This window comes from Cutibacterium equinum (assembly GCF_028021195.1).
GTDB classification, from domain to species: Bacteria; Actinomycetota; Actinomycetes; order Propionibacteriales; family Propionibacteriaceae; genus Cutibacterium; species Cutibacterium equinum.
In genome coordinates this window covers 842,596-869,515 of the sequence record NZ_CP115668.1, presented here as the reverse complement: position 1 = coordinate 869,515, position 26,920 = coordinate 842,596, and the positions used below count along the sequence as shown (strand labels likewise).

At 64.3% G+C, this 26,920-nt stretch carries 24 protein-coding genes and 1 pseudogene; 8 read left to right on the top strand and 17 right to left on the bottom strand.

What is annotated here, in order from left to right; genetic code table 11:
- Nucleotides 1-16: 16 nt before the first annotated feature.
- From O6R08_RS03965 to leuS, 4 genes are all read right to left on the bottom strand, one after another.
- The gene (locus O6R08_RS03965; protein ID WP_271419227.1) at nt 17-1,732 is read right to left on the bottom strand and encodes a DEAD/DEAH box helicase; all 1,716 of its coding nucleotides are present in this window, start codon (nt 1,730-1,732) and stop codon (nt 17-19) included.
- Nucleotides 1,733-1,878: 146 nt separating this feature from the next.
- The gene (locus O6R08_RS03960; protein ID WP_271419226.1) at nt 1,879-4,161 is read right to left on the bottom strand and encodes a ComEC/Rec2 family competence protein; all 2,283 of its coding nucleotides are present in this window, start codon (nt 4,159-4,161) and stop codon (nt 1,879-1,881) included.
- A 40-nt stretch (nt 4,162-4,201) separates the two neighbouring features.
- Nucleotides 4,202-5,173: a helix-hairpin-helix domain-containing protein gene (locus O6R08_RS03955; protein WP_271418831.1), complete on the bottom strand. Its 972-nt coding sequence runs from the start codon at nt 5,171-5,173 to the stop codon at nt 4,202-4,204.
- Between the two features lie 169 nt (nt 5,174-5,342).
- Entirely contained in the window at nt 5,343-7,823 is a 2,481-nt protein-coding gene (gene leuS, locus O6R08_RS03950) for a leucine--tRNA ligase (RefSeq protein ID WP_271418830.1), read from the bottom strand.
- A 141-nt stretch (nt 7,824-7,964) separates the two neighbouring features.
- Between leuS and O6R08_RS03945 the strand changes: the two genes are divergently transcribed.
- Entirely contained in the window at nt 7,965-8,798 is an 834-nt protein-coding gene (locus O6R08_RS03945) for a VIT1/CCC1 transporter family protein (protein WP_271418829.1), read from the top strand.
- 24 nt (nt 8,799-8,822) lie between these two features.
- Here the strand turns inward: O6R08_RS03945 and O6R08_RS03940 are convergent, their stop codons facing one another.
- Entirely contained in the window at nt 8,823-9,827 is a 1,005-nt protein-coding gene (locus O6R08_RS03940) for a DUF4192 domain-containing protein (RefSeq protein WP_271418828.1), read from the bottom strand.
- Between the two features lie 172 nt (nt 9,828-9,999).
- Nucleotides 10,000-10,290, bottom strand: a pseudogene (locus O6R08_RS03935) (hypothetical protein); the annotation flags it as partial.
- Here O6R08_RS03935 and O6R08_RS03930 point away from each other — a divergent pair.
- Nucleotides 10,283-10,525: a hypothetical protein gene (locus tag O6R08_RS03930; protein ID WP_271418827.1), complete on the top strand. Its 243-nt coding sequence runs from the start codon at nt 10,283-10,285 to the stop codon at nt 10,523-10,525. The pseudogene O6R08_RS03935 and the gene O6R08_RS03930 overlap by 8 nt on opposite strands.
- A 110-nt stretch (nt 10,526-10,635) precedes the next feature.
- Here O6R08_RS03930 and O6R08_RS03925 read toward each other — a convergent pair whose 3' ends face one another.
- The 8 genes from O6R08_RS03925 to O6R08_RS03890 all read right to left on the bottom strand — a co-directional run bounded on the left by O6R08_RS03925 (nt 10,636) and on the right by O6R08_RS03890 (nt 19,154).
- A complete protein-coding gene (locus tag O6R08_RS03925) occupies nt 10,636-12,342 on the bottom strand; it encodes an NAD-dependent malic enzyme (protein WP_271418826.1) in 1,707 nt (568 codons plus the stop codon).
- 42 nt (nt 12,343-12,384) lie between these two features.
- Nucleotides 12,385-13,353, bottom strand: a complete 969-nt coding sequence (locus O6R08_RS03920) for an L-lactate dehydrogenase (RefSeq protein WP_271418825.1) — start codon at nt 13,351-13,353, stop codon at nt 12,385-12,387.
- Between the two features lie 188 nt (nt 13,354-13,541).
- Nucleotides 13,542-14,900, bottom strand: a complete 1,359-nt coding sequence (locus O6R08_RS03915) for an MFS transporter (protein WP_271418824.1) — start codon at nt 14,898-14,900, stop codon at nt 13,542-13,544.
- Nucleotides 14,901-14,934: 34 nt separating this feature from the next.
- A complete protein-coding gene (locus O6R08_RS03910; protein ID WP_271418823.1) occupies nt 14,935-15,885 on the bottom strand; it encodes a sugar kinase in 951 nt (316 codons plus the stop codon).
- On the bottom strand, nt 15,882-16,550 hold the full coding sequence (locus O6R08_RS03905; RefSeq protein ID WP_271418822.1) for an L-ribulose-5-phosphate 4-epimerase: 669 nt from the start codon (nt 16,548-16,550) through the stop codon (nt 15,882-15,884). The genes O6R08_RS03910 and O6R08_RS03905 overlap by 4 nt, the downstream gene beginning before the upstream one ends.
- A gap of 68 nt (nt 16,551-16,618) precedes the next feature.
- Nucleotides 16,619-17,506 carry an L-ribulose-5-phosphate 3-epimerase gene (locus tag O6R08_RS03900; protein WP_271418821.1) on the bottom strand — a complete coding sequence of 296 codons (888 nt, stop codon included), beginning with the start codon at nt 17,504-17,506 and terminating at the stop codon, nt 16,619-16,621.
- Entirely contained in the window at nt 17,503-18,156 is a 654-nt protein-coding gene (locus O6R08_RS03895; protein WP_271418820.1) for an orotidine 5'-phosphate decarboxylase / HUMPS family protein, read from the bottom strand. Before O6R08_RS03895 ends, O6R08_RS03900 begins: the two co-directional genes overlap by 4 nt.
- Before the next feature lie 5 nt (nt 18,157-18,161).
- On the bottom strand, nt 18,162-19,154 hold the full coding sequence (locus tag O6R08_RS03890; RefSeq protein ID WP_271418819.1) for a phosphotriesterase family protein: 993 nt from the start codon (nt 19,152-19,154) through the stop codon (nt 18,162-18,164).
- A gap of 182 nt (nt 19,155-19,336) precedes the next feature.
- Between O6R08_RS03890 and O6R08_RS03885 the strand changes: the two genes are divergently transcribed.
- From O6R08_RS03885 to O6R08_RS03870, 4 genes are all read left to right on the top strand, one after another.
- A complete protein-coding gene (locus tag O6R08_RS03885; protein WP_271418818.1) occupies nt 19,337-20,287 on the top strand; it encodes a sugar-binding transcriptional regulator in 951 nt (316 codons plus the stop codon).
- Nucleotides 20,288-20,446: 159 nt separating this feature from the next.
- On the top strand, nt 20,447-21,178 hold the full coding sequence (locus O6R08_RS03880) for a hypothetical protein (protein WP_271418817.1): 732 nt from the start codon (nt 20,447-20,449) through the stop codon (nt 21,176-21,178).
- Nucleotides 21,179-21,366: 188 nt separating this feature from the next.
- Nucleotides 21,367-22,137 (top strand): hypothetical protein, encoded by a 771-nt coding sequence (locus O6R08_RS03875; protein ID WP_271418816.1) that lies wholly within the window; start codon nt 21,367-21,369, stop codon nt 22,135-22,137.
- A gap of 424 nt (nt 22,138-22,561) precedes the next feature.
- Nucleotides 22,562-23,758: a hypothetical protein gene (locus tag O6R08_RS03870; RefSeq protein WP_271418815.1), complete on the top strand. Its 1,197-nt coding sequence runs from the start codon at nt 22,562-22,564 to the stop codon at nt 23,756-23,758.
- A 61-nt stretch (nt 23,759-23,819) separates the two neighbouring features.
- Here O6R08_RS03870 and O6R08_RS03865 read toward each other — a convergent pair whose 3' ends face one another.
- Nucleotides 23,820-24,047: a hypothetical protein gene (locus tag O6R08_RS03865; protein ID WP_271419410.1), complete on the bottom strand. Its 228-nt coding sequence runs from the start codon at nt 24,045-24,047 to the stop codon at nt 23,820-23,822.
- Here O6R08_RS03865 and O6R08_RS03860 point away from each other — a divergent pair.
- Entirely contained in the window at nt 23,937-24,998 is a 1,062-nt protein-coding gene (locus tag O6R08_RS03860) for an NAD(P)-binding domain-containing protein (protein WP_271419225.1), read from the top strand. The genes O6R08_RS03865 and O6R08_RS03860 overlap by 111 nt on opposite strands.
- 50 nt (nt 24,999-25,048) lie before the next feature.
- On the opposite strand, the gene O6R08_RS03855 is transcribed toward O6R08_RS03860, so the two are convergent.
- Nucleotides 25,049-25,309: a hypothetical protein gene (locus O6R08_RS03855; RefSeq protein WP_271418814.1), complete on the bottom strand. Its 261-nt coding sequence runs from the start codon at nt 25,307-25,309 to the stop codon at nt 25,049-25,051.
- Between the two features lie 176 nt (nt 25,310-25,485).
- On the opposite strand from O6R08_RS03855, the gene O6R08_RS03850 reads away from it, so the two are divergent.
- Nucleotides 25,486-25,608, top strand: coding sequence for a hypothetical protein (locus O6R08_RS03850; RefSeq protein ID WP_271418813.1), 123 nt, complete (start codon nt 25,486-25,488; stop codon nt 25,606-25,608).
- Between the two features lie 4 nt (nt 25,609-25,612).
- Here O6R08_RS03850 and O6R08_RS03845 read toward each other — a convergent pair whose 3' ends face one another.
- Nucleotides 25,613-26,788: an ATP-binding protein gene (locus O6R08_RS03845; RefSeq protein WP_271418812.1), complete on the bottom strand. Its 1,176-nt coding sequence runs from the start codon at nt 26,786-26,788 to the stop codon at nt 25,613-25,615.
- Nucleotides 26,789-26,920 lie beyond the last annotated feature (132 nt).

The following is a 26,920-nucleotide window of genomic DNA, read 5'->3' as shown; positions in this document are numbered from 1 at the left end:
CTGCCTGGTCAAGGACTCAGTGAGAGTGCAGCCACTCCAATCGGGCGCGTAACAGATCCATCGGTGCCGACTCGTTCTTGGGGCCGGGCACCTCCCGATAGAGCTGCCCCCACCCTGCCTGCGGGGTGAGGTCGTGGTGGCGGGAGTAGTCGAGCAGGGCTCGATGGATCTCTCGGCGCATCTCACGCGGATCGCTGATGGTGTCATACACCGAACCACCTTGGCGCTGCAGGGCGACGAGGTCGTCACGTCGGGCCTGCCTCTCCTGCTCCGCCTGGGACGCCTTGGAGGCACGGCGAGCTGAGGCGACGCGGCGAGCCTGCTCGGCGCGGATCTTCTCGTCACGGGCCAGCAGGGCGCGTTCCTGCTCGGGGCTGAGAAGCCCGTCAAGGGCGAACAGTCCGCCATCAGACGGCGTGGGGGCATAGGTGTCAATGACCTCGCCGAGGATGGCGTCGGAGGCGACCGCCTGCCAAGTCCCGGCGTCGGGATCAGGCTCGGAACGCTCCCGGGTGTCGAACTCCTCGATGAGGTCGGGCTCCTGTGGTGGCCCAATGACGTGGTCACGGGTCTCCTCCATCTCGGAGGCCAGGTCGAGCAGACGTCCCACCGCCGGAAGGAAGACCGTGGCACGCTCGCGACGATTGCGTGCACGGACCACACGCCCCACCATCTGGGCGAAGAACAGCGGGGTGGAGGCCGTCGTCGAGTAGATCAGCACCGCGGCGTCGGGAACGTCGACGCCCTCGGTGATGAGGCGCACACAGACTGCGCAGATCGCGTCGGGATCGTCGCGGTAGGCGGTGAGTTTCTTGGCCGAGGCCGCATCCTCGGACAGGATCACCGAAGGCTCATTGCCAGTGACGTCTCGCCAGACCTCGGCGTATTCCTTGGCCACCTTCTGGTTCGAGGCCGGGATGAGCACCTTGGCGTGCGGAATCGTCCCGGACTCGCGCAGTTGGTTGACGCGCGCCCACGCCGCCGCCATGACGTGGGCGATCCACTCCCCGTCGGAGTCCAACGCGGTACGCCAGGCCATCTCCTCGTTGGCCTTGGTCAGTTCGGAGTCACCGAGAATGGCGGTGTGGGTCTCCCCCACCGCGTCAGTCCAGGTGGATCGTCCGGTGTAGGTGGCGAAGGTGACGGGACGCACGACCCCGTCGCGCAAGGCGTCACCGTAGCCATAGGTGTAGTCGGCCACCGACTCGAAGACGCCATCACCAACCTCCTCGTAGCGGACGTGGGCAATCTTGGCCTCGTCGGAACGGAACGGAGTTCCGGTGACACCAAGGCGTCGCTGTGCACCCGAGAAGGCCTCGATGACCCCAGAACCCCAGCTCATGACGTCGCCGGCGTGGTGGATCTCGTCGAAGATGACGAGGGTGCGCATGTTGGTCGCCCGGGCAGCGTGCAACGCAGGTTTCTGGGCCACCTGGGCATAGGTGACGACGCAGCCGTGGCAGTCGGGTGGGAGAGCCTCGGCGTTCGTGGTGTCACGCAGATCGAATCCAAGCCCTCGGGCCGCGCCGATCCACTGGGTGCGCAGGTGATCAGTTGGGCATACGACGATGACACGGTTGATGACGTGGTCTTGCCACAGATGCGCTGCGACGGCCAGGGTGAAGGTCGTCTTGCCGGCACCAGGGGTGGCGCACACCAGCCAGTCGCGGGGGTTGGAAGCCAGGTACGAATCCAGTGCCTCCCGCTGCCAGGTACGCAACCGCATCGGCATGCGGGGCCCTTTGGTCGTGAACCGTGACGCCACCTGTTCTCCTTCCCACGAGGGCACACCTCAGGTGAACCGACCGCTCAGATTAGCGCGCCCAAGCGACACCTCCACAGCAACGAATCTTCCGGCAAGACAGAACACGGGATCGGTCATGACCGGGTCTGCACCAGGACCGTCTCACCACGGCGCGCCAGCAATACCGTGCCTTCCTCGCCCGTGCTGTGCACCTGCATCCCCATCGTCGCGGCCAGGGACGCTGCCTGGTGCGAGGACCGCCCCGACGAGTTGGACGTGCCTGCCGACATCACCGCGACGCTCGCGCCGGTAGCAGCCCAGAAGTCGCCATCCTCATGGGACGATTCGCGCCGGGCAATGACGAGGACATCACTTGACAGGTCGGCGTGACCGGTCAGGAGATGGCGCTGCGCGTCGGGTTCGGCGTCCCCGGCCAGCAGAACTCGTAGTCCCTCGACCGTGACCTTGACGATGAGACGAGAGGTGTTCTCCCCGACAGGCTCGCCCTGGGGTGCCTCAGCATCAACCAGGGGGTGCGACGCGAACAGCTCAAGCCGTGCCGTGCCGACCGTCATGACCTGACCCGAGTGCGCCGCGATGACCTGTGCTCCCAGCCGTGCTGCGGTCTGTCCCACCGGCGTGGCCACCCCTTGGGCGGACGACAACGCAGGGACGACAACCGTGGTCGTCGGCCCGTGATCGCTGATCACGTCGAACCCGCCAACGGAATCGGGATGATCATGGCTGAGCACCACCATCGGCACCTGGTCGACGTCAAGATCGTCGAGGCAGCGGCCCAGTCTGCCCGGATCAGGACCAGTGTCGACGACGACTGCGGCACGGGGGCCAGCACGCACCAGCGCAGCACTCCCCGGCCCGACGTCGCACACCGCCACCTGCCAGGTTCCCGGCCAGCCGGCAACGGGAGGTCGGACCACGGTGGCTGCGAGGATCACAAGGCCAGCCAACGTCGTCAACCATGGCCTTGCCAGGACGGTTGGTGTCATGAGGGCCAGTCCCAGGCAGAGCCCGCCGAGCACGGCGATGGCCGTTCCCGTGACGGGCCAGGTCAGCAGGCCAGCCGGCGCCTTGGCTCCCAGATGAGCGATCCAGATGATGGGCTGTACACACCACCCGGCCAGGCGACCCAGTGGCACCGCCAAGGGTGGCCAGATGAGGGCCACGAGTGCGGCCGTCATTCCCAGGGCTGAGGCGGGTGGGACGAAGGGGGCGGCTGCCAAGTTGGCGACGAGACCGGTGGTGGAGACAGATCCTGCCATCCAGGTGACGACGGGTTGAGTCGCGAGCTGGGCAGCCCACGGCACCGTGACGGCGGCTGCCAGCCAGGTTGGCGCCCATGCCATCGCGCTCGCCCAGGGTTGAGCCCACCACAAGATCCCTGCCGTGGCGCAGGCCGACAGCCAGAATCCCACGGAGCGCACCAGCCACGGATCGACGAGCATGAGGCCGGTCACCGCGACCGCCAGGGTCCGCACTCCCCCGCGCCGGTCGAAGGACACCCCGGTTGCCGCCATCGCCACGGCTCCCATGGCGGCTGCTCGCACGACGGAGGCCTCAGCCCGACACACCACGACGAAGCCGACGACACCGATCACCGAGAGCACCCGTAACCCGCGTCTCTTCATGCCGCACCACGCCCCGATCCACCACACCAAGGCGGTCGTGGAAGCCAGATTGGCCCCCGACACGGCCATGAGGTGAGTCAAGGCGGTGACACGGAAGTCGTCGGACATGTCGTCGGAGACTGCAGTGGTGTCCCCGAGAACCAAGGAAGGCACGATGGCTCGCTGACCGTCAGGACACCCCGCCACCGCCGTCACCAGACCGGCGCGAAAGTGATTGACGGCACGGTCCAGCGGACCGGGGCGGGCCACGACCTTGGGCGGTGAACGCAACTTCACCACGGCCGATTCCGCCCGTCCTGGCCGTGGCGGGGTCAGCAGGCCACGGACCTCGACATGATCCCCCACGGCGAGCTTGCTGGCTGGTGCCGACCTGGCCCCCGTTGCCATGACGACGACCTGGGTCGCCTGCTTGACGACCCGATCCTCCGTGGCGACGCGACTGACGGCCAGCGTGATCATGACCGTCGATCCGCCAGGCCCGTCACCCTCAAAGGTCCGTGGCTCCACGGTCACCCGACCTGTCAGCGTCGCCATGGCCCCTGCGTCGGCCAGCTCCGCCACGCCCATGTCGTGGACGATGTGGTTGCGCATACCGGAGGTGGCCAGGACGCTGAGACCCACGAGGGCCGCCACGACCACCAGCCATTTCGTGCGCCATGCTGCGATCATGGTCGCGACAAGGCATCCTGCAGCGGCGGCGAGGATGAGCCGGGGATGATCGCTGGTCCCCAGTGCCGCTGCCACACACGCCACTGCGGCGACCGGAACCATGCGCACATCCGGTGTGACGTCCTGCCTTTCACGGGCACGATCAGAGCGTGACATGGGGTTTGATCTTCTCGAAGGTCTTGGGGCCGACCCCGGAGATCTCGCGCAGTTGATCGACCGAGGTGAACCGACCGTGTTCCTGGCGCCACGCCATGATCCGGCCTGCCATGACCGGCCCCACCCCATCGATCGACTCGAGTTCGCCCTGGCTCGCCGTATTGAGATTGATCGGGCCACCGCCAGCCGTCGACCCACTTCCCGACTCACCAGCATCGGTCGGCCCGGCCCCTTGATGTGTCGTCGTAGTAGCTGTCTGGGTATCGGCTGTCTGGCCAGGAGGGGTCACAGTGGCGTCCCCACGGCTGGGAATCCATATCTGGCAGCCATCGCAGATCGGGGCAGCAAGGTTGAGGTGTCCCGGATGGGCTCCCGAGGCCATACCTCCGGCCGCGTCAACGGCGTCAACCACCCTGGCGTCGGCTGGCACCGTGTAGACGCCCGGGTGTCTCACCTTCCCCGCCACGTGCACCTGAACGCTACCGACCTGGCCCGGCGCTGGCGAAGGGTTCGCTCCCTGCACCGTGTTCCCGCCCGGCGTCGCGTTCCCTCCTGGGGCGGTGTTCACTTCTGGTGCCGCGTTCACTCCTGGGCCTGCGGCCGGGGCTGACTCCCCAGTGGTCTGCGAGTCGCTGCTGGAGGTACCCGGCAGACTGGCACCTTCTGGCACCGTCGAGACGACCGCCACCCCGGCAGGCACTTCGGTGGGTTTGGACCTCAGCAATCCCACGGCCACCACCGACAGCACGAGGACGAGCAGGATACCCACGGCTGAGGCGTGGGCCCGGGTCACTGGTCGTCTCGGCCTCGTGGACTCCTCCTCGGTCGGCTCCTGCCTCTCTGGTGCCCCTCTCGCTGGTTCCTGCGCCACGGGGGTGGCCGAACGTCGCGGCCCCAGTTGCCGGGCAGGCAGGCGGGCCATGAGGTCCTCAAGACGTTCTCGGTACTCGTCGCTCATACCTACATTTGTCGTCTCAGGACCCCGAAATCCGCCACCTTTTTTACTTCTGTGGACAACGCGACGCGGCGGCGAGTCTGCTGTCCACAGGCTCGCCGCCGCGTCGTCACAATGTCAGGTCGTTATCGCCACGATCATGCGGAAGCATGACCGCCAGGATCTGGGCGGGTCACTTCGCGACGATGGAGATCATCCTCGGTAGGCGGGCAATGACCTTCACGATCTCCTTGCCCTCAGTGAACCGCTGGACGTTGGGATCGGCCAGGGCCACCTCAAGGGCTTGCTCCTCGGTGATGTCAGGGCTGACCTGGATCTTCGCTCGGACCTTACCCGTCACCTGGACGACCATCGTCACCTCCTCGGCGACCAGCAGCTTCTCGTCGGCGGTCGGCCACTGGGAGTTGGCGACAGAAGGAGCCAGACCAAGCATCTCCCACATCTCCTCAGCCAGGTACGGGGCCACCAGCGACAGCGCCTGGGCGGTGAAGGTGACGGCCTCGCGCACCGCAGGGTCGGCCGGGCCGCAACCGGAGTCGATGGCCTTGCGGGTGGCGTTGACCAGCTCCATGATGCGCGCCACGACGACGTTGTAGCGACCGCTTTCCAACAGCTCGGTGATGTCGGCGATACTGCGATGGGTCACGCGACGAAGGTTGCCGTCCCCCTTGGTCACGTCAACGTCGGGGTCGCTGGTGACCTCCGAGGCCACCCGCCATGCCCGCTGCAGGAACTTCAGGGTCGAGGCCGGGGAGACGTCGGCCCAGTCGATGTCCTCGTCCGGCGGGCCAGCGAAGATGACGGTGGTGCGCACCGCGTCGACGCCGAACTGGTCGATCTGCTTGCCCAGGTCAACACCGTTGCCCAGCGACTTCGACATCGCCCGGCCCTCGTTGATGACCTGCCCCTGGTTCATGAGCCGTTCGAAGGGCTCGGTGAAGTCGACCATGCCGAGGTCGTGCAACACCTTGGTGAAGAACCGCGAGTACAGCAGGTGCATGGTGGCGTGCTCGACGCCGCCAATGTACTGGGCGACCGGCATCCATCGACGCACCGCCTCGGTGTCGAAGGGGCCTTGGTCGAAGTGCGGGGAGCAGTAGCGCAGGAAGTACCACGACGAGTCCACGAAGGTATCCATGGTGTCGGTGTCGCGTTGGGCAGCCTGGCCACACTTGGGGCAGGGCACCTCGCGCCACTCGCGGGCCTCCTCACCGGCGAGCGGGGAGGTGCCCTTGGGGGCCAGTTCGGCACCGCGCAGGTCGGGCAGCTTGACCGGCAGCTCGTCGTCAGGGACCACGACGTCGCCACAGGACTCACAGTGGATGATCGGGATGGGGCATCCCCAGAAACGCTGACGACTGAGCAACCAGTCACGCAGACGGTAGGTGATCGTTGCCTCGCCGATCCCCTTGTCGCCGAGGAACTCGCTCATCTTCTCGATGGCTTCGGCCTTGGTGGTGATGCCGTCGAGGAATCCGGAGTTCTGGTAGGCGCCGTCTCCTGTGGTGGCGATACCGGATTCACGCGGATCAGCCTCACCAGTGTCAATGACCGGGATGACGTCGATGCCGTACCTGCGGGCGAAGTCGAGATCGCGCTGGTCGTGAGCCGGCACAGCCATGACGGCACCGGTGCCGTAGTCGGCCAACACGTAGTCACCGGCCCATACCGGGATCTTGGCCCCGTTGACCGGATTGGTGGCCTCGACGCCCAGGGGCACACCGGTCTTCTCGTGCTCGGTGGACTGACGCTCAATCTCGGACTTCTTCTTGACCTCGTCGAGGTAGGCCTCGAAGTCGGGACGGGCCTGGTCGGAGACGATCTCCTGGGCCAGGGCGGAATCGGGGGCGACGACCATGAAGGTCGCCCCGTAGAGGGTGTCGGGGCGAGTGGTGAAGACCCGCACCGGCTCGGGGCGGCCGTCGATGGTGAAGTCGACGTAGGCGCCCTCGGAACGTCCAATCCAGTTGCGCTGCATCGACAGCACTCGATCGGGCCACTTGCCCTCGATCTGGTCCATGTCGTCAAGCAGACGCTGGGCGTAGTCGGTGATGCGGAAGTACCACTGGTTGAGCTGACGCTTCGTCACGACGGCGCCGCAGCGCTCGCAGCGGCCATCCTTGACCTGCTCGTTGGCGAGCACCGTCTGGTCATTGGGGCACCAGTTGGCCCAGGAGTCCTTGCGATAGGCCAGCCCCTTCTCGAAGAAGCGGCTGAACAGCCACTGGGTCCAGCGGTAATACTCCTCGTCGGAGGTGTGCAACCTCATCGACCAGTCGAAGGAGACGGCGTAGCGCTGGAAGGATGCGGCCTGGGTGTCGATGTTGCGGTAGGTCCACTCGGCGGGGTGGGTGCCGTGCTTGATGGCGGCGTTCTCGGCCGGCAGACCGAAGGAGTCCCAGCCGACCGGGTGCAGGACGTCGAAACCGCGCAGGCGCCAGTAGCGGGCGAGGACATCACCGATGGCGAACGCCTCGGCGTGACCCATGTGGAGGTCACCGGAGGGGTAGGCGAACATGTCGAGGACGTAGCGGCGCTCCTTGGAGCCATCGTCAAGGGCTGCGAAGGTGCGGTTGTCCTGCCAGTACTGGGACCACTTCTCCTGGGCTGCGGCTGCGTCGTAGCCCGTCGTCTCGCGCACCTCGTCGCTCACGTCACACCTCTCGGATCCACTACGGGTCTCAGCGGACCCGCGACACGTACGCGCCAGTGTAGCGAAACCAGCCCACATGCACCGTCAGGGTTCCCTGTCCTTGCTTGTGAACAGTCGTTGCGCAAGAGCACAGTTGATGTCATGAGTACCACGGCACGCCGCACGAACACGCCAGACGAGGAGACCACGACGCCCTGCGTTCCTGCCATGTCTGCCTTGGCCCCCATCCAGGAATCGTCGACCCCCTCGACCGACTCCCCCGCTCCGGCCCGCAAGCCCCACGAGGCTGACAAGGGCATGGGCAGCCTCAACTCCAAACTCAACTGGTTGCGTGCCGCGGTGCTCGGAGCCAATGACGGCATCATCTCGACGGCCGGCATCGTCATGGGCGTCGCCGGCGCCACGGTTGATCGTTCCTCCCTCCTCATCGCCGGCTTGGCGGGGCTGGTCGCCGGGGCCTTGTCCATGGCCGGTGGCGAGTACGTCTCGGTGAGCTCCCAGCGTGACATCGAGAAGGCCGTCATGGCCAAGGAGGCTGCCGAGCTGCGCGACTTCCCTGATGAGGAGCTCGAGGAACTCGCCGAAATCTACGCCGGGAAGGGCCTGTCCGAAAAGACTGCCCGTCAGGTTGCCCGCGAGCTCACCGACCATGATCCGCTGCGCGCCCATGCCGAGGCTGAGCTGGGTATCGACCCCGACGAGTACACCAATCCCTGGCACGCGGCGTTCGCCTCGATGGCGGCCTTCACCGTCGGCGCCCTCGTGCCTCTGCTCGCCATGGTGTGTTCCCCCACGACCATCCGCGTCTACATGACCATCGCCGCGACGATCATCGGCCTGTTCCTCACTGGCCTGGGGTCGGCCCTCGCCAGCGGCAGCGGCAAGGCCCGCCCGATAGCCCGCAACATCATCGTGGGCATCTGCTCGATGACGATCACCTACCTCATCGGTCACCTCGTCGGCGCGCAGGTCTGACCGTCCTCGCCCCTGCCATGTGACTCATGCGCCCACCTGCTCCTCCGGGAGTGGGTGGGCGATCACTGTGGGGTCGTGATCCATGATCTCCCACAGATTGGGCGGCACGAAGGAGTCGACGATGACCGTGAGGGCCTGGGGCAGGTCTGCAGCCCCGGTCATGAACTGGCATCGGCTGGCACACACTGACGCCACCGCCCCGTCGCCGCTGAGCCACCCGGCCAGCCCACAGAGAGCCAAGGGGGCCGGGGCCATACGGTCAGGGATCATCCCGACGGCTTGGCTCCAGATCGTCAGCCATCTCGACGCGGACGTGCGTTCCATGGCCATCCACACGGTGCGTGCCACCTCTGGGCGCTGGACAGCGACGGCCATCTCAGCGACGACGGCGTGGTCGATCGGCGAACCGGACGTCACGAGGGCACGGCATCTGGCGGCGACGACGGCGTCACTGCGGCGCGAGAGTCGTCGTCGCGCATTGGTGAGGAGTCCACGGGTGTCGGGGTCGCATGTGCGTCCGGGCCCCGACAGTTGATCAACGAGGTTGGTGCGGCTCGGCAAGACGGTGAGCCCCCGATACACCGCCTCGGCAGCAATCTGCGGAGCGGGCGTGTACGGGTGATTCTGCGCACAGTGTGGTTCGTTGCAGTAGAGGCTGCGCCAGCAGTGGCCGTCGGTCCAAGCGGCCTCACCAATGTTGACGCCCGCCATCGCCTGGGTGGCTGATGCCAGAACGGCCATGCCCCGGTCTTGATCCTCGGTGAAGGCAAGGATGACCGTGCGTCCGTGTCCTGCCAGCGTGACGATTCGAGACGCGAAGGCCTCCATGCCGAGGGGCGATGCCACGTCGTCGAGGTCAACCCGGGCGACGAACCCCTGGCAGGTTGCGCCATCGTCAGCGACGATGAGTAGCAAGCTGTCGCTGGGGTGGAAGCCCAGCAGATAGGGGGCCAGGGTGATCGCATCGTCGACGGTCCTGACGGTCAGCGGATCACGATCACCAGTGGTGGATGAATGCAGTGTTGTCATACTTACAGTTGTCGTCACGACCCCATGAAATCCGCCAACCAATTTCGGATCTGTGGACAACTCCGGCGCCGATCATCTCGCCCCGATCCGGCCCTGTGGACAACACCCGCACGTGGCGACGACGTACAGTGGGGGCCACCATGAGCCAACCGCCTGACATCAGCCAGTATCAGCCGCCGAAACGCCATGGCGGCTGGATTGCCGCCATCATCGCGGTGGCAGTCATCATTGCCCTCGTCATGGTCGCCCGTCGGGTCACCAGAGAGCCTGTTGCCTCCCCGACCCCCACACCAACTCCGGTGACGGCGTCGTCATCGTCGACCACTGCGACACCGATCCCGGCATCGGTCACCGCGGCGGCCTCCTCAGTGCCGTTCACTGACGATGACAACGCCACCCAGGGAACGTGGTCGATCGACGACGTCGAGTGGGGGCCTGGAAGTGTCACTCTCACAGTGACCATCGAGGTCACCAAGGGATCCCTGACCGGCTACGACTTCTACGTCATGGAAAACGAGTCGACGAGCGTCCACGGTGGGGACTCGCGGACCACGGGGACCCTCGGCGACACCGTCTCCCCAGACCACGAGGTCCACGGCACGATCACCATTGACTGCCCGCGCACTGACTCCACAGTCATGCTCACTCATCAAGGCGGACTGGTCAATCCCATTTCCGCGCTGACGATCAAGGGCTGATCCGCATCAAGGCATGATCCGCGGCGTGCAGCACTGATCGGGCAAAGGCGAGGGGCCCGGCATGACACCGGGCGCCTCGCCGCACAATTCCTCGTCGAGACACAACGCCGTCAGACGACCTCGATACGCGGGTAATGGGCCTGCCACATCGCCGAGAACACCTTCTCGACCGGGTTGTCCGTGGTCTCGGTCGCCACACCCTCCTCCATCGCCTGCTGGGCAACAGCGATGGCCACCGATGCCGACAGCGGCCGCAGGGTCTTGATGGATGGCAGCAGGGAGGCCCCCATCACGCGGCTGTCGACGTGCATCGCCACAGCTTCGGCAGCTGCTGCGATCATGCCGTTGGTGACGCGAGATGCCTGCACAGCGATCGCTCCCAGGCCGATTCCCGGGAAGACCAGGGCGTTGTTGGCCTGGGCAATCTCGTAGGTGACACCGTTGACCGTAACCGGGTCGAAGGGCGATCCGGTGGCCACCAGGGCGCGTCCGTCTGTCCACGTGAGAACGTCGGACGGTAGGGCCTCTGCCTTACGGGTCGGGTTCGACAGCGGCATGATCACCGGACGTTCGCAGTGAGCCGCCATCGTCGTGACGATCTCGTCGGTGAAGGCACCAGCCTGGGCCGAGCAGCCGATGAGGATCGTCGGGTGGACATTGCGCACCACGTCGCGCAGCGTGTACTGGTCGGGGGTGTCAATGGTCCACCTGTCCAGTTCTTCCTTGCTCCGTGCGAAGGGCTGCTGGAAATCACGCAGACGCAGGCCCTCGCGCAGCAGGCCGCGAGACCCCAATGCCCAGAAGTGGGACCGCGCTGTCTCCTCGTCCATGCCCTGGCTGACCATGAGCTGCACCAGAAGGTTGGCGATACCGGTGCCAGCCGAACCAGCGCCGTGGATGACGATGCGGTGCTCGCTGAGCGGAGTACCGGACGTCTTGACAGCACTCAACACTGCGGCGACGACCACGGCTGCGGTCCCCTGGATGTCGTCGTTGAAGGTGCAGTAGTCGTCCCGGTACTTGTTGAGGATGCGGGTGGCGTTACCGGCCGCGAAGTCCTCCCAGTGCAACAGGGCGTGCGGGAACATCCGGTGGGCGGTCTCGACGTACTGCTGGATGAAGTCGTCGTAGCGCTCGCCGCGTACTCGCGGGTGGCGCACACCGAGATAACCGTCGTCATTGAGACGTTCCATGTTGTCAGTGCCGACGTCGAGGACGACTGGCAGGACGCGGTGAGGATGGATTCCGGCGGCTGCGGTGTAGACCGCCAGCTTTCCGACGGTGATCGCGACGCCACCGACACCTTGGTCACCGATACCGAGGATGCCCTCTGCATCGGTGGCCACGATGAGGTCGACGTCATCAGGCCCGTGTCCCAACTGCCCCAGGGCCTGCTCCATGTCCTCCGGGTCGTCGATGGACAGGTAGATACCGCGCGGCCGGTCGTACCAGTGGCTGTATTCCTCGATGGCCTTACCGATCGTCGGGGTGTAGACGATGGGCAGCATCTCCTCAATGTGCTCGGCGATGAGGCGGAAGTACAGCACCTCATTGCGGTCGTGCATGTGGTTGAGATAGAGGTACTTCGCCAGGTCGTCGGGCTGTGCCGAGTACTGAGCGTAAACCCGCTTGAGCTGGTCGGTGATCGTCATGACCCCCGACGGCAGCAGACCCGTCAGACCAAGGACCTTGCGCTCCTCGAGAGTGAAGGCCGTGCCGCGGTTGGTCAGGGGGTTGGCCAATACCTCCTGACCACGAGCCGCGATCTTGAGAAACTCTCCGTCACTGTCCTGCGCGTACTGAAAAGGAACTGACATACCCCCTAGCCTAGGAGGTCGTCAGCACAAATGTTCAGCTAGTCAGGAGATGGATGACAAAGTGTCTCGCAAGCGGTCAGCAGATGCCTTGAGGGAGGCAACCTCCTCCGCGCTCATGGCGACGGGAACGACCCCCTCGATGCCGTCACGCGAGACGATGCAAGGCATCGACAAAGCCACACCGGACACACCGTGGACGTCCTCGATGACGCTGGACAGCGGCAGCACGGAACGTCCCGGTCGCAGCAACGACTCGGCCAGACGTGCCCCCGTCAGACCGATGGCGTAGTTCGTCGCCCCCTTGCCCTCGATGATCTTGTAGGCAGCGAAGGCGGCCTCGTGGGCCAGGTCAGCCAGCACCTCATCGGTGAAGACGTGCTCACCGCCGACGGTCCACTCGCGGATCGGCACACCCGAGATGTTGGCGCTCGACCACAGCGGGAACTCCGAGTCGCCGTGCTCACCGACGATGGTGGCGTGGACGTGACGCTGTTCGACGTTGGCCCACTGTCGGATGAGCCAACGCAGGCGCGAGGTGTCCAGCATCGTGCCGGTGGAGAAAACGCGATTCGCCGGCAGCCCAGTGGCCTGCTGGGCGACGACGGTCAGCACGTCGCAGGGGTTGGTGACGAGCACGAACAGGGCATTCGGGGACTGCTCGACCAACTGCGGCATGAGGGAGCGCAGGATGTTGGCGTTGATCCCGGCGAGGTCCAGACGGGTCTGGCCCGGCTTCTGGCGAGCTCCAGCAGTGATGAACACGACGTCCGAATTGGCGGTGTCGTGGACATCTGCACCCCCCATCACCGAGGCGGGGGTGAACTGGGTGCCGTGGGCGAGGTCTGCCACCTCGGCCTCAACCTTGTCCTTGGCGATGTCGTAAAGGGCAACAAGGTCGGCCGATCCGCGGATGAGGCAGGCGTAGGCCAGGGAGGAACCAACCGAACCGGCCCCGACGACGGAGATCTTGGAGGCGCGGCGAGTGACGTCAGAAGTGCTCATGACGTTCATCTTAGGGTGCCCTGGGACGTGATTCCCCGCACTGCGCACCTGGGCCGCGCATCTGAACAACATGCCAGATGGTATGGCCATTTGTGCACGCCCCAAGCGGACTTCCCGACTCTGAAGCACCCGTCTTCGGGCGGACGCAAACGTGGCCCCGGTAGTACTACCGGGGCCACGAATCGACGACGCGACGATCAGATCTCGTCGAGTGATGTTCCGCGGGTTTCACGGGCGAACATGTAGATCACACCACCCACGACCAGCAACACTGAGAACAGGATGAAGGCGGGGAAGACGGCGTCGAGGGTGACGTTCTGCTTGACGGCAGTGCCACCGACCATGAGACCCATGAGAGCCGGGCCGATGACCTTGGCGGTGGCGCCGATGCCATAGCCGAGTCCCAGACCGGTGGAACGAGCCTCGTTGGGGAACTGCTCGGAGCCGAAGGCGTTGAGGATGCCGAAGGCACCGTCACCGAAGGCCATGGCAATGAGGACGCCGATGAAGAAGGCCTGCCATCCCCAACCCTGCTGAGCCGACAAAGCGATGATGAGGGAACCGACGGCGCCGACGACACCAAAGACCAGCATGGTCACCCGGCGGCCAATCCGGTCAGCAAGCCATGCGGACAGCAAACGTCCGAGCAGGTCGGCCAAGGAGACGAACATGAACAGGGTTCCGACCTGGGAGTCAGACTTGTCGAATCCGGTCTTGAGCAGGGTCTGGCCCCACGACTGGATGGTGAAGGAACCGAGAATGAAGCAGAAGGAGCCCAGGGTGACGATGAGGAGGCTCTTGCGGTACTTACCGAAGATGAGCGAGTAGGAGGCGTGCTCGACATGCTCGACGACGGGAAGGTCGCCGATCTGGTCGGCGGGCATCTCGAGGGCCCATGCCAGCGCCTCGCGGGCTTCCTCTTCTCGACCATGACTTTGCAGGAAACGCGGCGACTCCGGCACGAACTTCAGCCACAGCAGCAGGAAGACAGGCAAAGCTCCCAGCGCGATGAGGCCGCGCCAATTGTCACCGAGGACCTGCTGGGCCAAGGATCCCAGGAACAGACCAAGCGGAATGAACACCGAGGCCAGGCCAGCCAGGAGGCCCCGCTGTTTGGCGGGCACGAATTCCTGGACGTAGGGAATCGAGGTGATGTTGAGCCCTCCGACACCAATGCCCACCCCGATACGCAACACGGCGAGCATGATCCATCCTCGGTCGGGGGTGAACACCGACACGACGGTGAATACCACGAACATGAGGACGCACCAGAAGAAGGAGGACCGGCGTCCGATCTTGTCGGCCAGGCGGCCCCACATGATGGCGCCGATGACGGTGCCCAGGCCTGAGCAGGCGAGAATGATGCCAGCTTCGGAGCCGGTGAGGTGCCAGGGTTTGGTGAGGACGGAAACGACGAAGCCGATGAGGAAGATGTCGAAGAACTCGGCGATGTTGCCGACGATGGCGAGGGCGACGAGGTTCTTCTGATTGCGCGTCAGCGGACGCGAGTCAATGAGGTCCAGGGCTGATTGCCTGGCAGTAGTCGATGTGGACATGTGAGTGTGTCTCCTGTCTGCGCCGCGATCACGATCAGCGCAGAATGTCTGTGTTGGAAGGAATGTTGAGCTCGTTGGGGCTCACGCGGGTCAGGTCGCCGTAGTGGGTCAGGGCATAGGCTGAGGTGCGCTGCCCGTAGTGGATTCCCTGAATGACGTCACCTGCGAGGTAGCCGTGCAGGGTTCCGGCGACGAAGGAGTCACCGGCACCGGGGCGGTCGACGACGGGGACCTGGGTCACTGCGAAGGTGTGGTCGCCGTGCTCGGCGTCGGACAGGTACACACCGTTGATCTGGTCGGTGGACACGACGGTGGGTGCCCCGAAAAGGTCGCGCAGCTCGTGACATGCCTGCTCGCCCGTCGATTCGATCCCGAAGACGGCCTGGCCATCACGCACTGAACAGAAGACGATGCTGGCGATCCGAGCGATGGGTTCGAGGACTTCGCGGGCTCGTTCCGGTGCCCACAACAGGGACCGGTAGTTGACGTCGAGGGCGACGGCGATGCCGCGGCGATCGGCCTCGTCGACGAAATGACGCACCACTGCCGCGGTGTTATCGGTGAGGGCGGCGGTGATGCCGGTCACGAAGACGAGCTTGGTGTCGAGCATGGCTTCCCAGTCGAGATCGTCAATGGTGACGTCGCGGAAGGGGGTGTGCTCACGGTCGTAGAGCACCCGGGCGGGCATGGGGTATTCGCCGGGTTCCATGAAGTACAGTGCGACTCGCCCCTCGGGCTTCATGCAGATGTGGGAGACGTCGACACCGACGCTGCGGAACTCGTTGACAACGCGGTCGGTCAGGTCTCCCTCGGGCATGACGGAGGTCCAGCAGGTGTCACGCCCCAGCTGGGACAGCAAGCCGGCGACGTTGGCCTCGGAACATGCTGCCGTGGCGCGTAGCTGCTGTGCATTGACCAGACGTTCCCCCTTGTAGCAGGTGAGTCGGATCTGTCCTTCACCGATGGTCGAAATGTCGTAGGTCATGCCGTCACTCCCTGGGATGCTGCTGCGGTGCCGTAGCGGTTGGTGTACCGATCGTGGTTGGAGTCGATCTCGGACTGGGGAAGCGGGGAGATCTGACCAATCATGGTGGCGTAGGTGAGGGTCCGCGCGACGTCCTCGACCATGACCGCGGCCTTGACGGCCTTCTCGATGGAGGTTCCCACGGTGAACACGCCGTGCTTCTTGAGTAGCACGGCCGGGCACTCGTCGATGAACCTCATGATCTGCTCACCGATCTGTTCGGTGCCGATCTGGGCGTAGTCGCCACAGGGAATCGGGCCACCGAACTCGTCGGCGACGGCCGTCAGGGCACAGGGGATGTCCTGACCGGTCGCGGCCCATGCCGTTGCGAAGGTGGAATGGGTGTGGATGATGCTGCGGATGTCCTCGCGGCGACGATACACGTAGAGGTGGGATGCGGTGTCCGAGGACGGCCCGCGATGGCCCTCGACGACGCGACCATCAAGGTCGACGACAACCATGTCATCGGGGCTCATGGTGTCGTAGAGCATTCCGGATGGCTTGATGACGACCAGTCCGGTTTCCGGGTCTCGGGCGGACAGGTTTCCCGACGTCCACGTCACCAGTCCGTGACGCGGCAGTTCGAGGTTGCCCCGGCAGACGTCTGCCTTGAGCTCTTCGAGCATGGAAGGTTCTCCTTTGAACAATGGAATGGAAATTATGGGGGTACTTGGGTAGCGAGGTCGACTCGGGGTCAGACCGCAGTGCGACGAACCGGTATTCCAGCGCCGTGGAGACGCTGTTCGATGAACTCTCGGGCTGACGCGCTGCGTTCGTTGGAATCGGGAGCGTCGTCATTCCACATTTCGATCATCATGCGGCCCCGCCAGCCCTGCTCGGCAAGGATGGCGAAGGACTCGTCCCAGTTGACGGTCCCCTCCCCCATCGGTACCCGACGGGGCTCTCCTGGCCTGACGTCCTTGACGTGCATGGCGACCATGTGGCCGCGGCCGGCCTTGAGCTCGGTCGTGGCGTCGAGTTGTTGCTCGGCGATGTTGCCCAGGTCCGGGTAGACCTGGAGGTAGGGAGAGTCGGCCAGGCGGACGAACTCCATGGCCTTGCGGATCGAGGTGACGTCGGTGCCGTCAACGTTCTCGATTCCCATGACGACCCCCAACCGGGCGGCCATCGGAATCGCGTCGAGGAGGAGGTCGGCGTACCACTGCTCGGCATGATCGTTCATCGGCTCGTAGTAGCAGTAGTAGCCAGCCACCTGAAGCGCCGGGGCGCCGAGGTCGTGGCACAGTTGCAGTCCGTCGGCCATGACCTGACGGGCCTTTTGGCGTACGGCGGGGTCAGCGCTGCCGGGGCCGATGCGCCGGTGTACCGACAGGCAGATCCCCCCGATCATGGTCCCGACCTCGTCGGCGCAGTGGCGCACCATGCGTCGACGGTTCTGGTCCCATCCCAGCCGTGCGGTCCTTTCCTCGGTCTCGTCAACGGACAGGTCGACGAAACTGAACCCTGCCTCGGGCACTTGCGCCAGGAATCGTCGCCAATCCTCGCTGGTCGTCAACGAGTTGCCGACCAGGGCTTTCTCGTAGATGCCGAGGGTCACCCCATCGGACAGCGGATCGCTCATCGCGGCCACACCTCATTCATGGCGCAGCGCAGGGTGTGGGCAGCCTCCCGGGGATCGTCTGCGGCGACGATGGATCGTCCCGCGATGACGATGCCGACCGGGTGTCCGGCGAAGACGGGCAGGTCGGCGGGGGTGATTCCCCCGGTGACGGTGACGGTGAATCCCATCTCGGCGAGTTCGTCGACGCGGCCGATGTCCTCGGGTTTCCAGGACAGGTCACCGGCGGCCTCCCGGTCGCGGGACCGCTTGACGATGACGTGTTGAACACCCAAGTCGCGCCATTGTCGGGCGCGCTCGGCGTCGTACCACTCGTCAGCGAGTTCGACCTGCACCTCACCGCCGAACTCGGCGGCAACCTGGCAGACCTGGTTGATGGTGGCCAGCGATGCCCCGGCGACGCAGGAGACGAGGTTCGCTCCGGCCTCGAAGCACATGCGGGCGATCTTGGAACCGGCCTCGGCAATTCGGACGTCGGCGAGAATCTGCTTGTCGGGATGGGCGGCGCGCATGGCTCGTACCGCATCCATTCCCTCGGCCAGGATGAGGATGGTGCCACACTCGATGACGTCGATCTCGTCGGCGGCAGCGGCGAGAGGGGCCAGCGCGGAGGGCAGGTCGTAGGTGTCGAGGGCGATCTGTAGTCGTGGCATCGTCGTCACCCTGCCAGCGGTTCGAAGGCGAAGAAGGTGGCGGCGTTGTTGATCAGCAGGTCGTCGACGTAGGCTCGCTCGACTCCCTCGTCGTCGACCAGTCGAGGGCAGAAGACCGCCGGGTCGTAGTCGATGCCGGACACCGAACCGTAGACCTTCTGGTAGGAGGCCTTACCGGAGTCGGTGCCGAGGAGGATCTGCTTGCCGTAACCCTTCTCGCCGAGCACCTTGATGAGGTTGACGCGAGTGTTGTCGGGAACGTACTTGATCCGGTTGGTGCCGTCGAGTTCGACGTAGCAGCCGAGCTTGCAGATCTGCTCGTGGACCCAGGGATCCCAGTTGCGCTGCATGTGGCCGATGGCGATCTTGGACGGGTCCACTCCCTCGTTGACGAGGAAGCGAGCCTGCTCGGGGCCACAGGTGCCGGCGGTGACGTGGGTGTTGATGGGGCAGCCGGTCTCCTTGGAAGCGATGGCGACCGCCTTACCGGACTTCTTTTCCCACTCGGTGATCTTGCCGTAGGCGGTGGCCCACTTGATGACACCAGCCTTGACGTCAGTGCGCTCGACGATGGGACCCATGTAGTCGAAACGGTCGATGCCCTCCACGATGTCGGCGATGAGCAGGTCTGCGATCTGGTTGATGGTGTATTGGTTGACCCAGCTCTGACGCCACTCGAGGTAGACCTTCTGCTGGTGGAAGCCGGTGGCCTGGACGACCTGCAGGCCGGGGACCTTCTTGACGACGTCGAGGGTCTTGAGGACTCCACGTCCGGAGGAGGCCGGGCACATGTCGATGATGGTGCCGCCGTCGGCCCACTTCTTGGAAGCCTCAACGAACCAGGACGCCTCCTGGGCGGCCTTGTCAACGTCGTCGAGCAGGTGGTCGGGATCGATGTAGACCTCACCTGCTCCGACGCGGATGAGGTGATCGTGGGCGTTGACGACGCCCAGGGTGTGCGGGGCGACGTCGCCGTTGATGGTACGGACGATGGCCATGGGAGTGAGTCCTTTCTCACGACTGTGTGACAGCACCCCATTGAGCCGCTGAGATCAGCCCGACGCAAGAAGGGGGACTCACATCTGTGAATCTATGCCGAGTGCGAACCAAGCGAGTACGGCGTACAATCCCGGTTATATCCAGATGATCCGCATCAAACTTTCACACATGTGAGCACACCATGACTGACCGCGAACACATCCAGACCCTACTGACAGTGGCACGACGATACTGGCTGGAACAGGCGTCCCAGGCTGAGATAGCCAAGGAGATCGGCTATTCCCGGTCGATGGTCTCACGGCTTCTCGACGAGGCTCGCCGTCGCGGAATCATCACCTTCACGGTGCAGCACCCCTTGGAGCGGGCAATCGAGCTGGAGGACGACCTGACTCGAACCTTCGGGTTGTCGTGTGCCCGGGCGGCGATGGCCGATGGCGATTCCGCGGCTGACGAGGTGTCGCGCATGGCGGCTGATCTGGTGACGACATATATGCACTCGGATTCAGTCATCGCCTTGTCGAATGGGCGCGGGGTGGCGTCAGTGGTGCGCGCCATGGCTCCGAAACGTCATCCTGAGGCGACGGTGGTCCAGGCGATTGGGGGGACGGCTCGGGGCAATCTCCTGCTGGACTCCCCCGAGTTGTGTCGCCAGATGGCGGAGCGGCTTGGCTGTGCGTACCGAGTAATGCCTGCGCCAGTGTTGGTGTCGAATCCGCAGGTGGCAGCAGCATTGAAAGCGGAGAAGTCAATTGGGATGACGATCGCGATGGCCTCCCATGCCGACATTCTGGTGACGGGGGTGGGTGCCGTCGGAGTGAATTCGGTGGCACCGATTTTCGACCATGTGATGCCCGAACGGGCTCACGCCGAATTGTTGTCGCGGGGAGCGGTCGGCCATATCTGTGGACATCACATCGACGCTCAGGGCCGTCACGTCGACGCGGACTTCTGTCAGGGGTTGATGACGATACCGATTGACCGCATACCGTCAATCACCCATGTCATCGTCAGTGCATTTGGAGCCGAGAAGGTCCCCGCTCTGGCGGCGATCCTTCGGGGTCATTTGGTGACGGATCTGGTGACCGACATCGAAACGGCGAAGGCTGTATTGGATCATCGTGACCTCGGTTGACGTCGAAACGACGACTGTCAACCCGGAACATCCTCCTTGCGCAACAGCCAGTCCGCACGATATACTTGGTTGGCGATCTTTGTCGGACGATTTGCAATCAGGAAGGTAGGGACGCTAACCTAACGCGCGGCGACAGTGCGTGCATGAGAAAGGTATCCCATGGACACTCAGATTTCCCGACGTACCCTGACCTCCGGAGCCTTATGGGCCGTGCCTACCGCTGCGGTCGTCGGCACAACACCTGCGTCCGCAGCCTCTACCCCACCAGCGGGCGACTGTGGAGTCACCCCGGAGGAGGTCACGGGCGGCACCGCCACCTCCCATCAGGTGGCCCGCATGCTCGCGTGGCCCTTGGACGGGGGCACCTACAGCCTCGCCAACGGAAACGTCATCCCCGGCAATCTCGCCATCAACAGCGGTTGGAGGCCAAGCTCCGCCTGCGGTGCGACGCTTTCCAACGTGTCCAACATTCTCACGTATAAGGTGCATAACGCCACTGGCGAGAAATACCTGCCGCCCACAACACTTACCGATGCAAACGGCAAGTTGATCTCCACCGGCGATGCGACGCAGGGTAACGTCCAGACTGGCGGCTACCTGGTCGGCGTCCGTTACAGCACCAATATCCAGTTCGGCAACGTCCAGGAGATGATCAACCAGAGGTGGAGGGACTTGTCCTACCCGCTCACCGTGAACATGCCGATTGAGCTTTCATACACGGCCACTACCGGCGCACTCAAGGGCAAGCTCGTCAAGCGCATCATCACCATGACGTTCACCATCCCGAACTCCAGGGCGGGCGTCCACAAGATCGATCCTGCCCCCACTTTCAGCGGCGGCTGGACGTTCCCGGATCCCACCGGTGACCCCACGACCTACATTCCCGACTGATCACACCCTCAGTCACCACCCTCGCGCAGAGTGGTTCATCGCTTCGATCTGGCTGGGCCGAGCAGCATGTCGGCCCAGCCAGATCGTTGGTTTCGGCACCTGAAGAATGGGAGCTCTTCGCGGATTTGCAAGGTGAAACGCTGGTTGTTAATGTGGGCAATGGAACAATATGCCCACATGAGGAAGGCATGCCCATGGACACCCAGATTTCTCGACGTACCCTGACCTCCGGAGCCCTATGGGCCGTGCCCACCGCTGCGGTCGTCGGCACGGTACCCGCTTTTGCAGCTTCAACCACCACTGGCCCCAGCCCCGAAGAAATTGCCGAGTGCGGCGTCACCCCGGAGGAGGTCACGGGCGGCACTGCCACCTCCCATCAGGTGGCTCGTATGATGGCGTGGCCTGAGAATGGCGGCACCTCCTCCATCCAGTTCGGATTTCTCCAAAATGGCGGCATCGCCATCAACGGCGGTTGGGCACCCAGCTCCGCCTGTAGTGCGGTGCTCTCCGAGAATGCGAATATTCTTACCTACAAGGTGCGCAACTTCTCGGGCGAGAGCTACCTCCCGGCCCCAACGATCACGGATGCCAAAGGGGACGTTGTTGCTTCCACGAGTGGCGCGACGCTCGGTAACGTCTCGACTGGCGGTTACCGCGTCGGGTTCCGGTACTCCCTGACCATTGAGTTCCGGGAGATCAATACCCGGTCCTCTAACCCTGATCCCAAGTCGTGGGATGATTTGGCCTACCCGTTGACGTTTACGGTGCCGGTTGAGGTGTCCTACACGGCCACTACTGGTGCACTCCAGGGCAAGCTCATCAAGCGCATCATCAAGATGACGTTCACCCTCAAAGACGCTAGGCGTGGCATTCAGAAGATTGATCCTGCCCCCACTTTCAGCGGCGGCTGGACTTTCCCGGACCCCATCAAACAACCGAAGATGTACATCGCTGACTGATTGCCCCTTTTTAGGCACCGACTCACGCAGAGTTGCTCTTCGCTTCGAAAATGGCTGAGACGACCACCAGGTCGGCTCAGCCATTTCGTTGGTTTCGAGAGGCTGAACCTCATTGAGAGCTGTGGTGAGGAGCCGATAGCTCCGCCGGGTGCGGACCATGACATACCGCACCCTGTTCCCGCCACTCCAGCGGTTTCACGAGGGAAAACTCTGTGCGAGACAGGGGCGGGTCGCCGGGGACTTTATGTGAGTCTCGTCGGCAAATTGACGCTGTCCACGCAAGTGGCCTACGCCCACTTGCCGTAGCCTGCAGCCACGCCAGGAGTAGGCGCAAGGCAGTCGAAGCCACCACTTGTAGGAGCAGAACATGACTCAGGTCTCTCGCCGGAGCGTGACGAAAGCGGCAGCATGGAGTGCGCCCGCCGTGGTCGCCGCCACGTCCGTGCCAGCATTCGCTGCGTCCCCTGACTATAGCGCCGACATTGAAGAACTATTCAACCGGCACACGGCAGATCTCAAGAAGAACAACCCGGACGCCGAGAAGGTTGCGCTGGAATTCTCATGGCATATCTCCGATCAGCCAAATGGAGAGGCCGGCGCGGGCGCGTTGAAGATGACCAACGCCAGCAACGAGAACTTCAGGTGGGGCGACATGGATGTCCACCCCACCAAGCTCGGTTTGGCCTACGAGTTCGCTGTACTCAACGTCGACACCTCCCCGGTGGTCAACGAGACGCTGGCTGGAAATGTCCACATCGACGGGGCACCTATCGTTACGCCTTGGAGCCTGAAGGCTGGCAATAAGCAGGTCGCGCAGCCGGGGGATGCTGCGTCCGTCAACAAAAATAACGGTCCATCAAACCACCGATACGGGTGGACGGACTCGTCGTATGTCCGCGCCTATAAGCGGGACACCTTGGAGCTGATCGATCCAAAGAATGCTCGTATCGATTTCGATCTCCCCGGAGTGCCCTCCGAGTGGACCACCGAGGACGGGAGAAACGTCTACGGCGCCCTCATGGCCTTCAGCAAGAAGAACAACGAAGTTCCCCTAGGCGATAGAAACCTCAAAACTGGAAAGCCCGGAGCGAGTGATCTCGGGGGCAACGGTGTGATGAGGTTGAACGCCTACACATTGAAGGCGCCTGAAGCGGCCAGAGACCGGGCTTCCACGAAATCAGGCCCCGTTTTCATCGCCATGGGCATCCGCCCCATCGGCTTCGCTGCTCCCACCTGGGAAGACGTTGTGACGATGGCCAAGACGAAGCATCCGGAATTCACCAATGCGCAAATTGAGTCATCGTACCGGGATGCGTACACGGAGCGCACGAAGAAGTGGTTCGAGCCTGACGAGAACGGTGAGGCTGAGACCATGCTGGGCATGAAGTTCTACTACCTTGGCTGGGGCAAGGATTACAACTACGGCACCAAGCCCCGGCTGTCTCACGGCGAGTGGTTCTGGTCCCACGAGGCCGGAAACTTCCGCTCTGTGGGTGCACATGGCGGTCGTGAGGGTAACCAAGGAGGCCTTGACGGCGAATGGGCCAACTCGACCGAGTTCTTCAACCGGAGTCTCCCGGATGTGATTCAGGAGATTGAGACCCGAGATGGCGTTTACTGATACTCCAATCCGCTGAACACCTGAGCTGCCCGGCACCCCTGAGGTGCCGGGCAGCTCTGCGTCATCGGTCATGAGGAGTGCTGCGGTGAACCGTCATGGCCGGGCACCCGCAGTGGGTCCACGAAATACTCGCGACGAGCGCGGCGTTGACACTGACGTGCAGGTCCTTGATTCGATCGTGATCGGTGCCGGGCAGTCCGGCCTGGCGACGTCGTACCACCTCACGGCACGCGACATCGGCCATCTCGTTCTTGATGCCAACCCCCGACCCGGCGGGGCGTGGCAGCATCGGTGGGACTCTCTGACCATGCGCGACGTGCACGGTGTGGCCGATCTGCCCGGCGATCCTGCCCCGCCCCGCTCACCGGCCCGCGCCAACGACGTCATTCCGCGCTACTTCGCCGGTTACGAACAACGCCACGAGCTGCCAGTGCTGCACTCGGTGATGGTGGAGCGTGTCGTCGATGACGGCGGCCTCCTGCGAGTCGACGCCGGAGATCGGACGTGGTTCGCACGTACTCTCGTCAATGCCACAGGTACCTGGACCCGCCCGTTCGTGCCCTTCTACCCGGGCATCGATGAGTTCGCAGGCCGTCAGTTTCATACCGCCACCTATCCAGGACTGCAAGCGCTGCGCGGTCAACGGGTGCTCGTCGTCGGGGGCGGCAATTCGGCCGTGCAGTTCATCGGCGAGCTGGCTCCCGTCACCGACGTGGTGTGGGTGACGAGACGGCCCCCGCTGTGGCGCGACGACGAACGGATCGACGGCCTGGCCGCGGTCACGAAGGTCGAGGAGCGCGTCGTCGCCGGGCTGCCACCCCAGAGCGTGGTGAGTGTGACGGGTCTGGTCCTGCGCGAGCAGGAGCAACGGGCCCGCGAACTGGGCGCCTATGACCGTCGCCTCCCCATGTTCGACCACATCGAGTCCGACGGGGTGCGCTGGGCCGATGGACGCTTCGAACCGGTGGACGTAATCCTCTGGGCCACAGGGTTCCGGCCTGCCCTCGAACACCTCGCCAGGCTGCACCTGCGCAATGAGCACGGCGGGATCACACTCCAACCCGTACGCGGCAACGTCCAAGGAGCCACGACGAGCGCCGTCGACCCCCGCATCCACTTCGTCGGCTACGGCCCCTCGGCCAGCACCATCGGCGCCACCAAGGCGGGCCGCACCGCCGCTGTGGCCGTCCAACGCTACCTTCGCGAGCACGACGCCGACATCGGTCTCCTGCCCGCCTGAACCTAGGGAATAACCTGTCAATCAACACTTGGGAGTTATCCATGTCCAGATCACAGAGCATTTCCGTGCGCCCCATGGCCCGCAGCGACGTCGAGGCCGTGGCCGAACTGTACGCCGCCAACGCGCGCGACACACTGACACCCGAGCAGCGCTCCGAGCACGGATTCGTACAGGGGCGCCTCGACGCGGACGCCCTCGCCGCCGCAGCGGAGGAAGGAAGGGCTTTCGTCGCGCAGATCGGAGACGCCCTGGCTGGTGCCACCATGACCCACCCCGTCGACCACTTCCGCACCGACGACACGCACCGACATGCCGGTCCCCCGGCCCTGGCCGTCGACGTGGTGGAGAAGGCCGGGCTGCCCCGGCCCGTGCTGTACGGGCCGACGGTCGTCGCCGAGGAGTACCGCCGCCACGGCGTCCTGGGGCCCTCGTCGCAGCAGTGCTCGACGCGGCCGAGAGGGCCGGTTACCGTACTGTCGTCGCATTCATGGAGCTGGAGAACCGCGCCTCTGTCGCCGCCCACGCGCAGCTCGGGTGGCGCTCCGTCGGCGGATTCAGCCTGGGCGAGCGCGAATACGAGGTCGTGGTGCGCGAGGTGGGCAAACCGTAAGCGCTCAGATCCTCCCGCCAGCCAAGAAGTCAGCGGCGTGGACGTGGCGAATGAGGCCGGTGTCCAAGGGCAGGCGATCCATCGTGAGCAGGACGCACCGGGCGCCGGTCGGAGCAGCCGCGAAGGCGGAGAGTTCGCGCTCCAGTGTGCGCTCATCGAGGGCGGTCAGGGCAACCTGGACACAGATGAGCTCGCCGTCGTGGTGCACCACGAAGTCGATCTCGCCTTTGGGGAACGTACCCGTTGCGACACTGCCATAGCGGCGCATGAGCTCGAGAAAGACCATGTTCTCAAGATCCCGGCCGGCACCCTTCCGCTTGATCCCGGTCATTGCCGAGCGTAAACCCGGGTCCACGAAATAGTATTTCCCGGGGCCGTCGAGCAGGGCCTTACTCACCAGGTCATAGTGCCCGCAGCGATACAACATGTGAGCATCGAGCAAACGCTGGACATAGTCTGTGACCGTGGGGTAGCTCAGGCGGTCCACGGCATCCGAAATGTTCTTGAGGTTGGTCATGACACCGGGATTCGCCATGAGATACTCCACCAGTGCGCGCAGTCCCCCGATGTTGCGCACGCCACTCAAACCGACGACATCGCGCAGCAAAATCTGGTCGGCCATCGACTGGTTGTAAGCCTGGGCCGATTGCACATCCGGCTGCCGGCCAGCCTGCGGCAGGGTGCCCCACGCCAGCCACTCGGCATAGCTTTCCTCGGTGCTTCCCGTGTGGTCGCGCAACTGCCGAAACTCCCCCAGCGAGAACGGCAGCACGGGCACCTCAACATACCGTCCGTACAGCTCGTGCATGAGCGGATGGTTGAACATCGAGGCATCAGAACCCGTGACCGTCACCGCCACTTCTCCGGAATGGCGGACAGCGTTCACCCACCTCGGCCAGTCGGACATGTACTGCACCTCGTCCACATGCACGTAGCGCACACCCGGCGCGCGGTTGCGGACCTCATCGTAAAACGCCGCGCCATCCCGGGCGTGCATCCAGTCTGCGGACTCCAGATCAATGCGCAGGACCGATCGAGCGGGAAGCTCACGCTCAAGGAGCGTCAGCAGGGTGGACTTTCCGCAGCGCCGCACACCCGTGACGACGCGCACGAGGTCGCGCTCGTCGAGCGTGGATTGGAGCGCGTCAACGTATCGTGGGCGAGCAACGAGGTCGACCATAGCCCACAGCCTACAGCCATTTTCAAATACGTTTGAAAGATCAGCCCGTCAGGCGTGATTCTTCAAGTACGTTTTCACGCGGCAAGCAATGGGGGTGCCGAAGCTCCGCCGGGCGGGTCGTGCAGGAGCACC

Coding starts and splice junctions, on each gene's coding strand:
- O6R08_RS03965 (WP_271419227.1), bottom strand. CDS start 1,732: ATGCCGATGCGGTTGCGTACCTGGCAGCGGGAGGCACTGGATTCGTAC.
- O6R08_RS03960 (WP_271419226.1), bottom strand. CDS start 4,161: ATGGTTCCGGTCGCCGCAGTGGCGTGTGTGGCAGCGGCACTGGGGACC.
- O6R08_RS03955 (WP_271418831.1), bottom strand. CDS start 5,173: ATGAGCGACGAGTACCGAGAACGTCTTGAGGACCTCATGGCCCGCCTG.
- O6R08_RS03945 (WP_271418829.1), top strand. CDS start 7,965: ATGAGTACCACGGCACGCCGCACGAACACGCCAGACGAGGAGACCACG.
- O6R08_RS03940 (WP_271418828.1), bottom strand. CDS start 9,827: ATGACAACACTGCATTCATCCACCACTGGTGATCGTGATCCGCTGACC.
- O6R08_RS03925 (WP_271418826.1), bottom strand. CDS start 12,342: ATGTCAGTTCCTTTTCAGTACGCGCAGGACAGTGACGGAGAGTTTCTC.
- O6R08_RS03920 (WP_271418825.1), bottom strand. CDS start 13,353: ATGAACGTCATGAGCACTTCTGACGTCACTCGCCGCGCCTCCAAGATC.
- O6R08_RS03915 (WP_271418824.1), bottom strand. CDS start 14,900: ATGTCCACATCGACTACTGCCAGGCAATCAGCCCTGGACCTCATTGAC.
- O6R08_RS03910 (WP_271418823.1), bottom strand. CDS start 15,885: ATGACCTACGACATTTCGACCATCGGTGAAGGACAGATCCGACTCACC.
- O6R08_RS03905 (WP_271418822.1), bottom strand. CDS start 16,550: ATGCTCGAAGAGCTCAAGGCAGACGTCTGCCGGGGCAACCTCGAACTG.
- O6R08_RS03900 (WP_271418821.1), bottom strand. CDS start 17,506: ATGAGCGATCCGCTGTCCGATGGGGTGACCCTCGGCATCTACGAGAAA.
- O6R08_RS03895 (WP_271418820.1), bottom strand. CDS start 18,156: ATGCCACGACTACAGATCGCCCTCGACACCTACGACCTGCCCTCCGCG.
- O6R08_RS03890 (WP_271418819.1), bottom strand. CDS start 19,154: ATGGCCATCGTCCGTACCATCAACGGCGACGTCGCCCCGCACACCCTG.
- O6R08_RS03885 (WP_271418818.1), top strand. CDS start 19,337: ATGACTGACCGCGAACACATCCAGACCCTACTGACAGTGGCACGACGA.
- O6R08_RS03880 (WP_271418817.1), top strand. CDS start 20,447: ATGGACACTCAGATTTCCCGACGTACCCTGACCTCCGGAGCCTTATGG.
- O6R08_RS03875 (WP_271418816.1), top strand. CDS start 21,367: ATGCCCATGGACACCCAGATTTCTCGACGTACCCTGACCTCCGGAGCC.
- O6R08_RS03865 (WP_271419410.1), bottom strand. CDS start 24,047: ATGCTGCCACGCCCCGCCGGGTCGGGGGTTGGCATCAAGAACGAGATG.
- O6R08_RS03855 (WP_271418814.1), bottom strand. CDS start 25,309: ATGTCGGTGCGTGTCGTCGGTGCGGAAGTGGTCGACGGGGTGGGTCAT.
- O6R08_RS03850 (WP_271418813.1), top strand. CDS start 25,486: ATGGAGCTGGAGAACCGCGCCTCTGTCGCCGCCCACGCGCAGCTCGGG.
- O6R08_RS03845 (WP_271418812.1), bottom strand. CDS start 26,788: ATGGTCGACCTCGTTGCTCGCCCACGATACGTTGACGCGCTCCAATCC.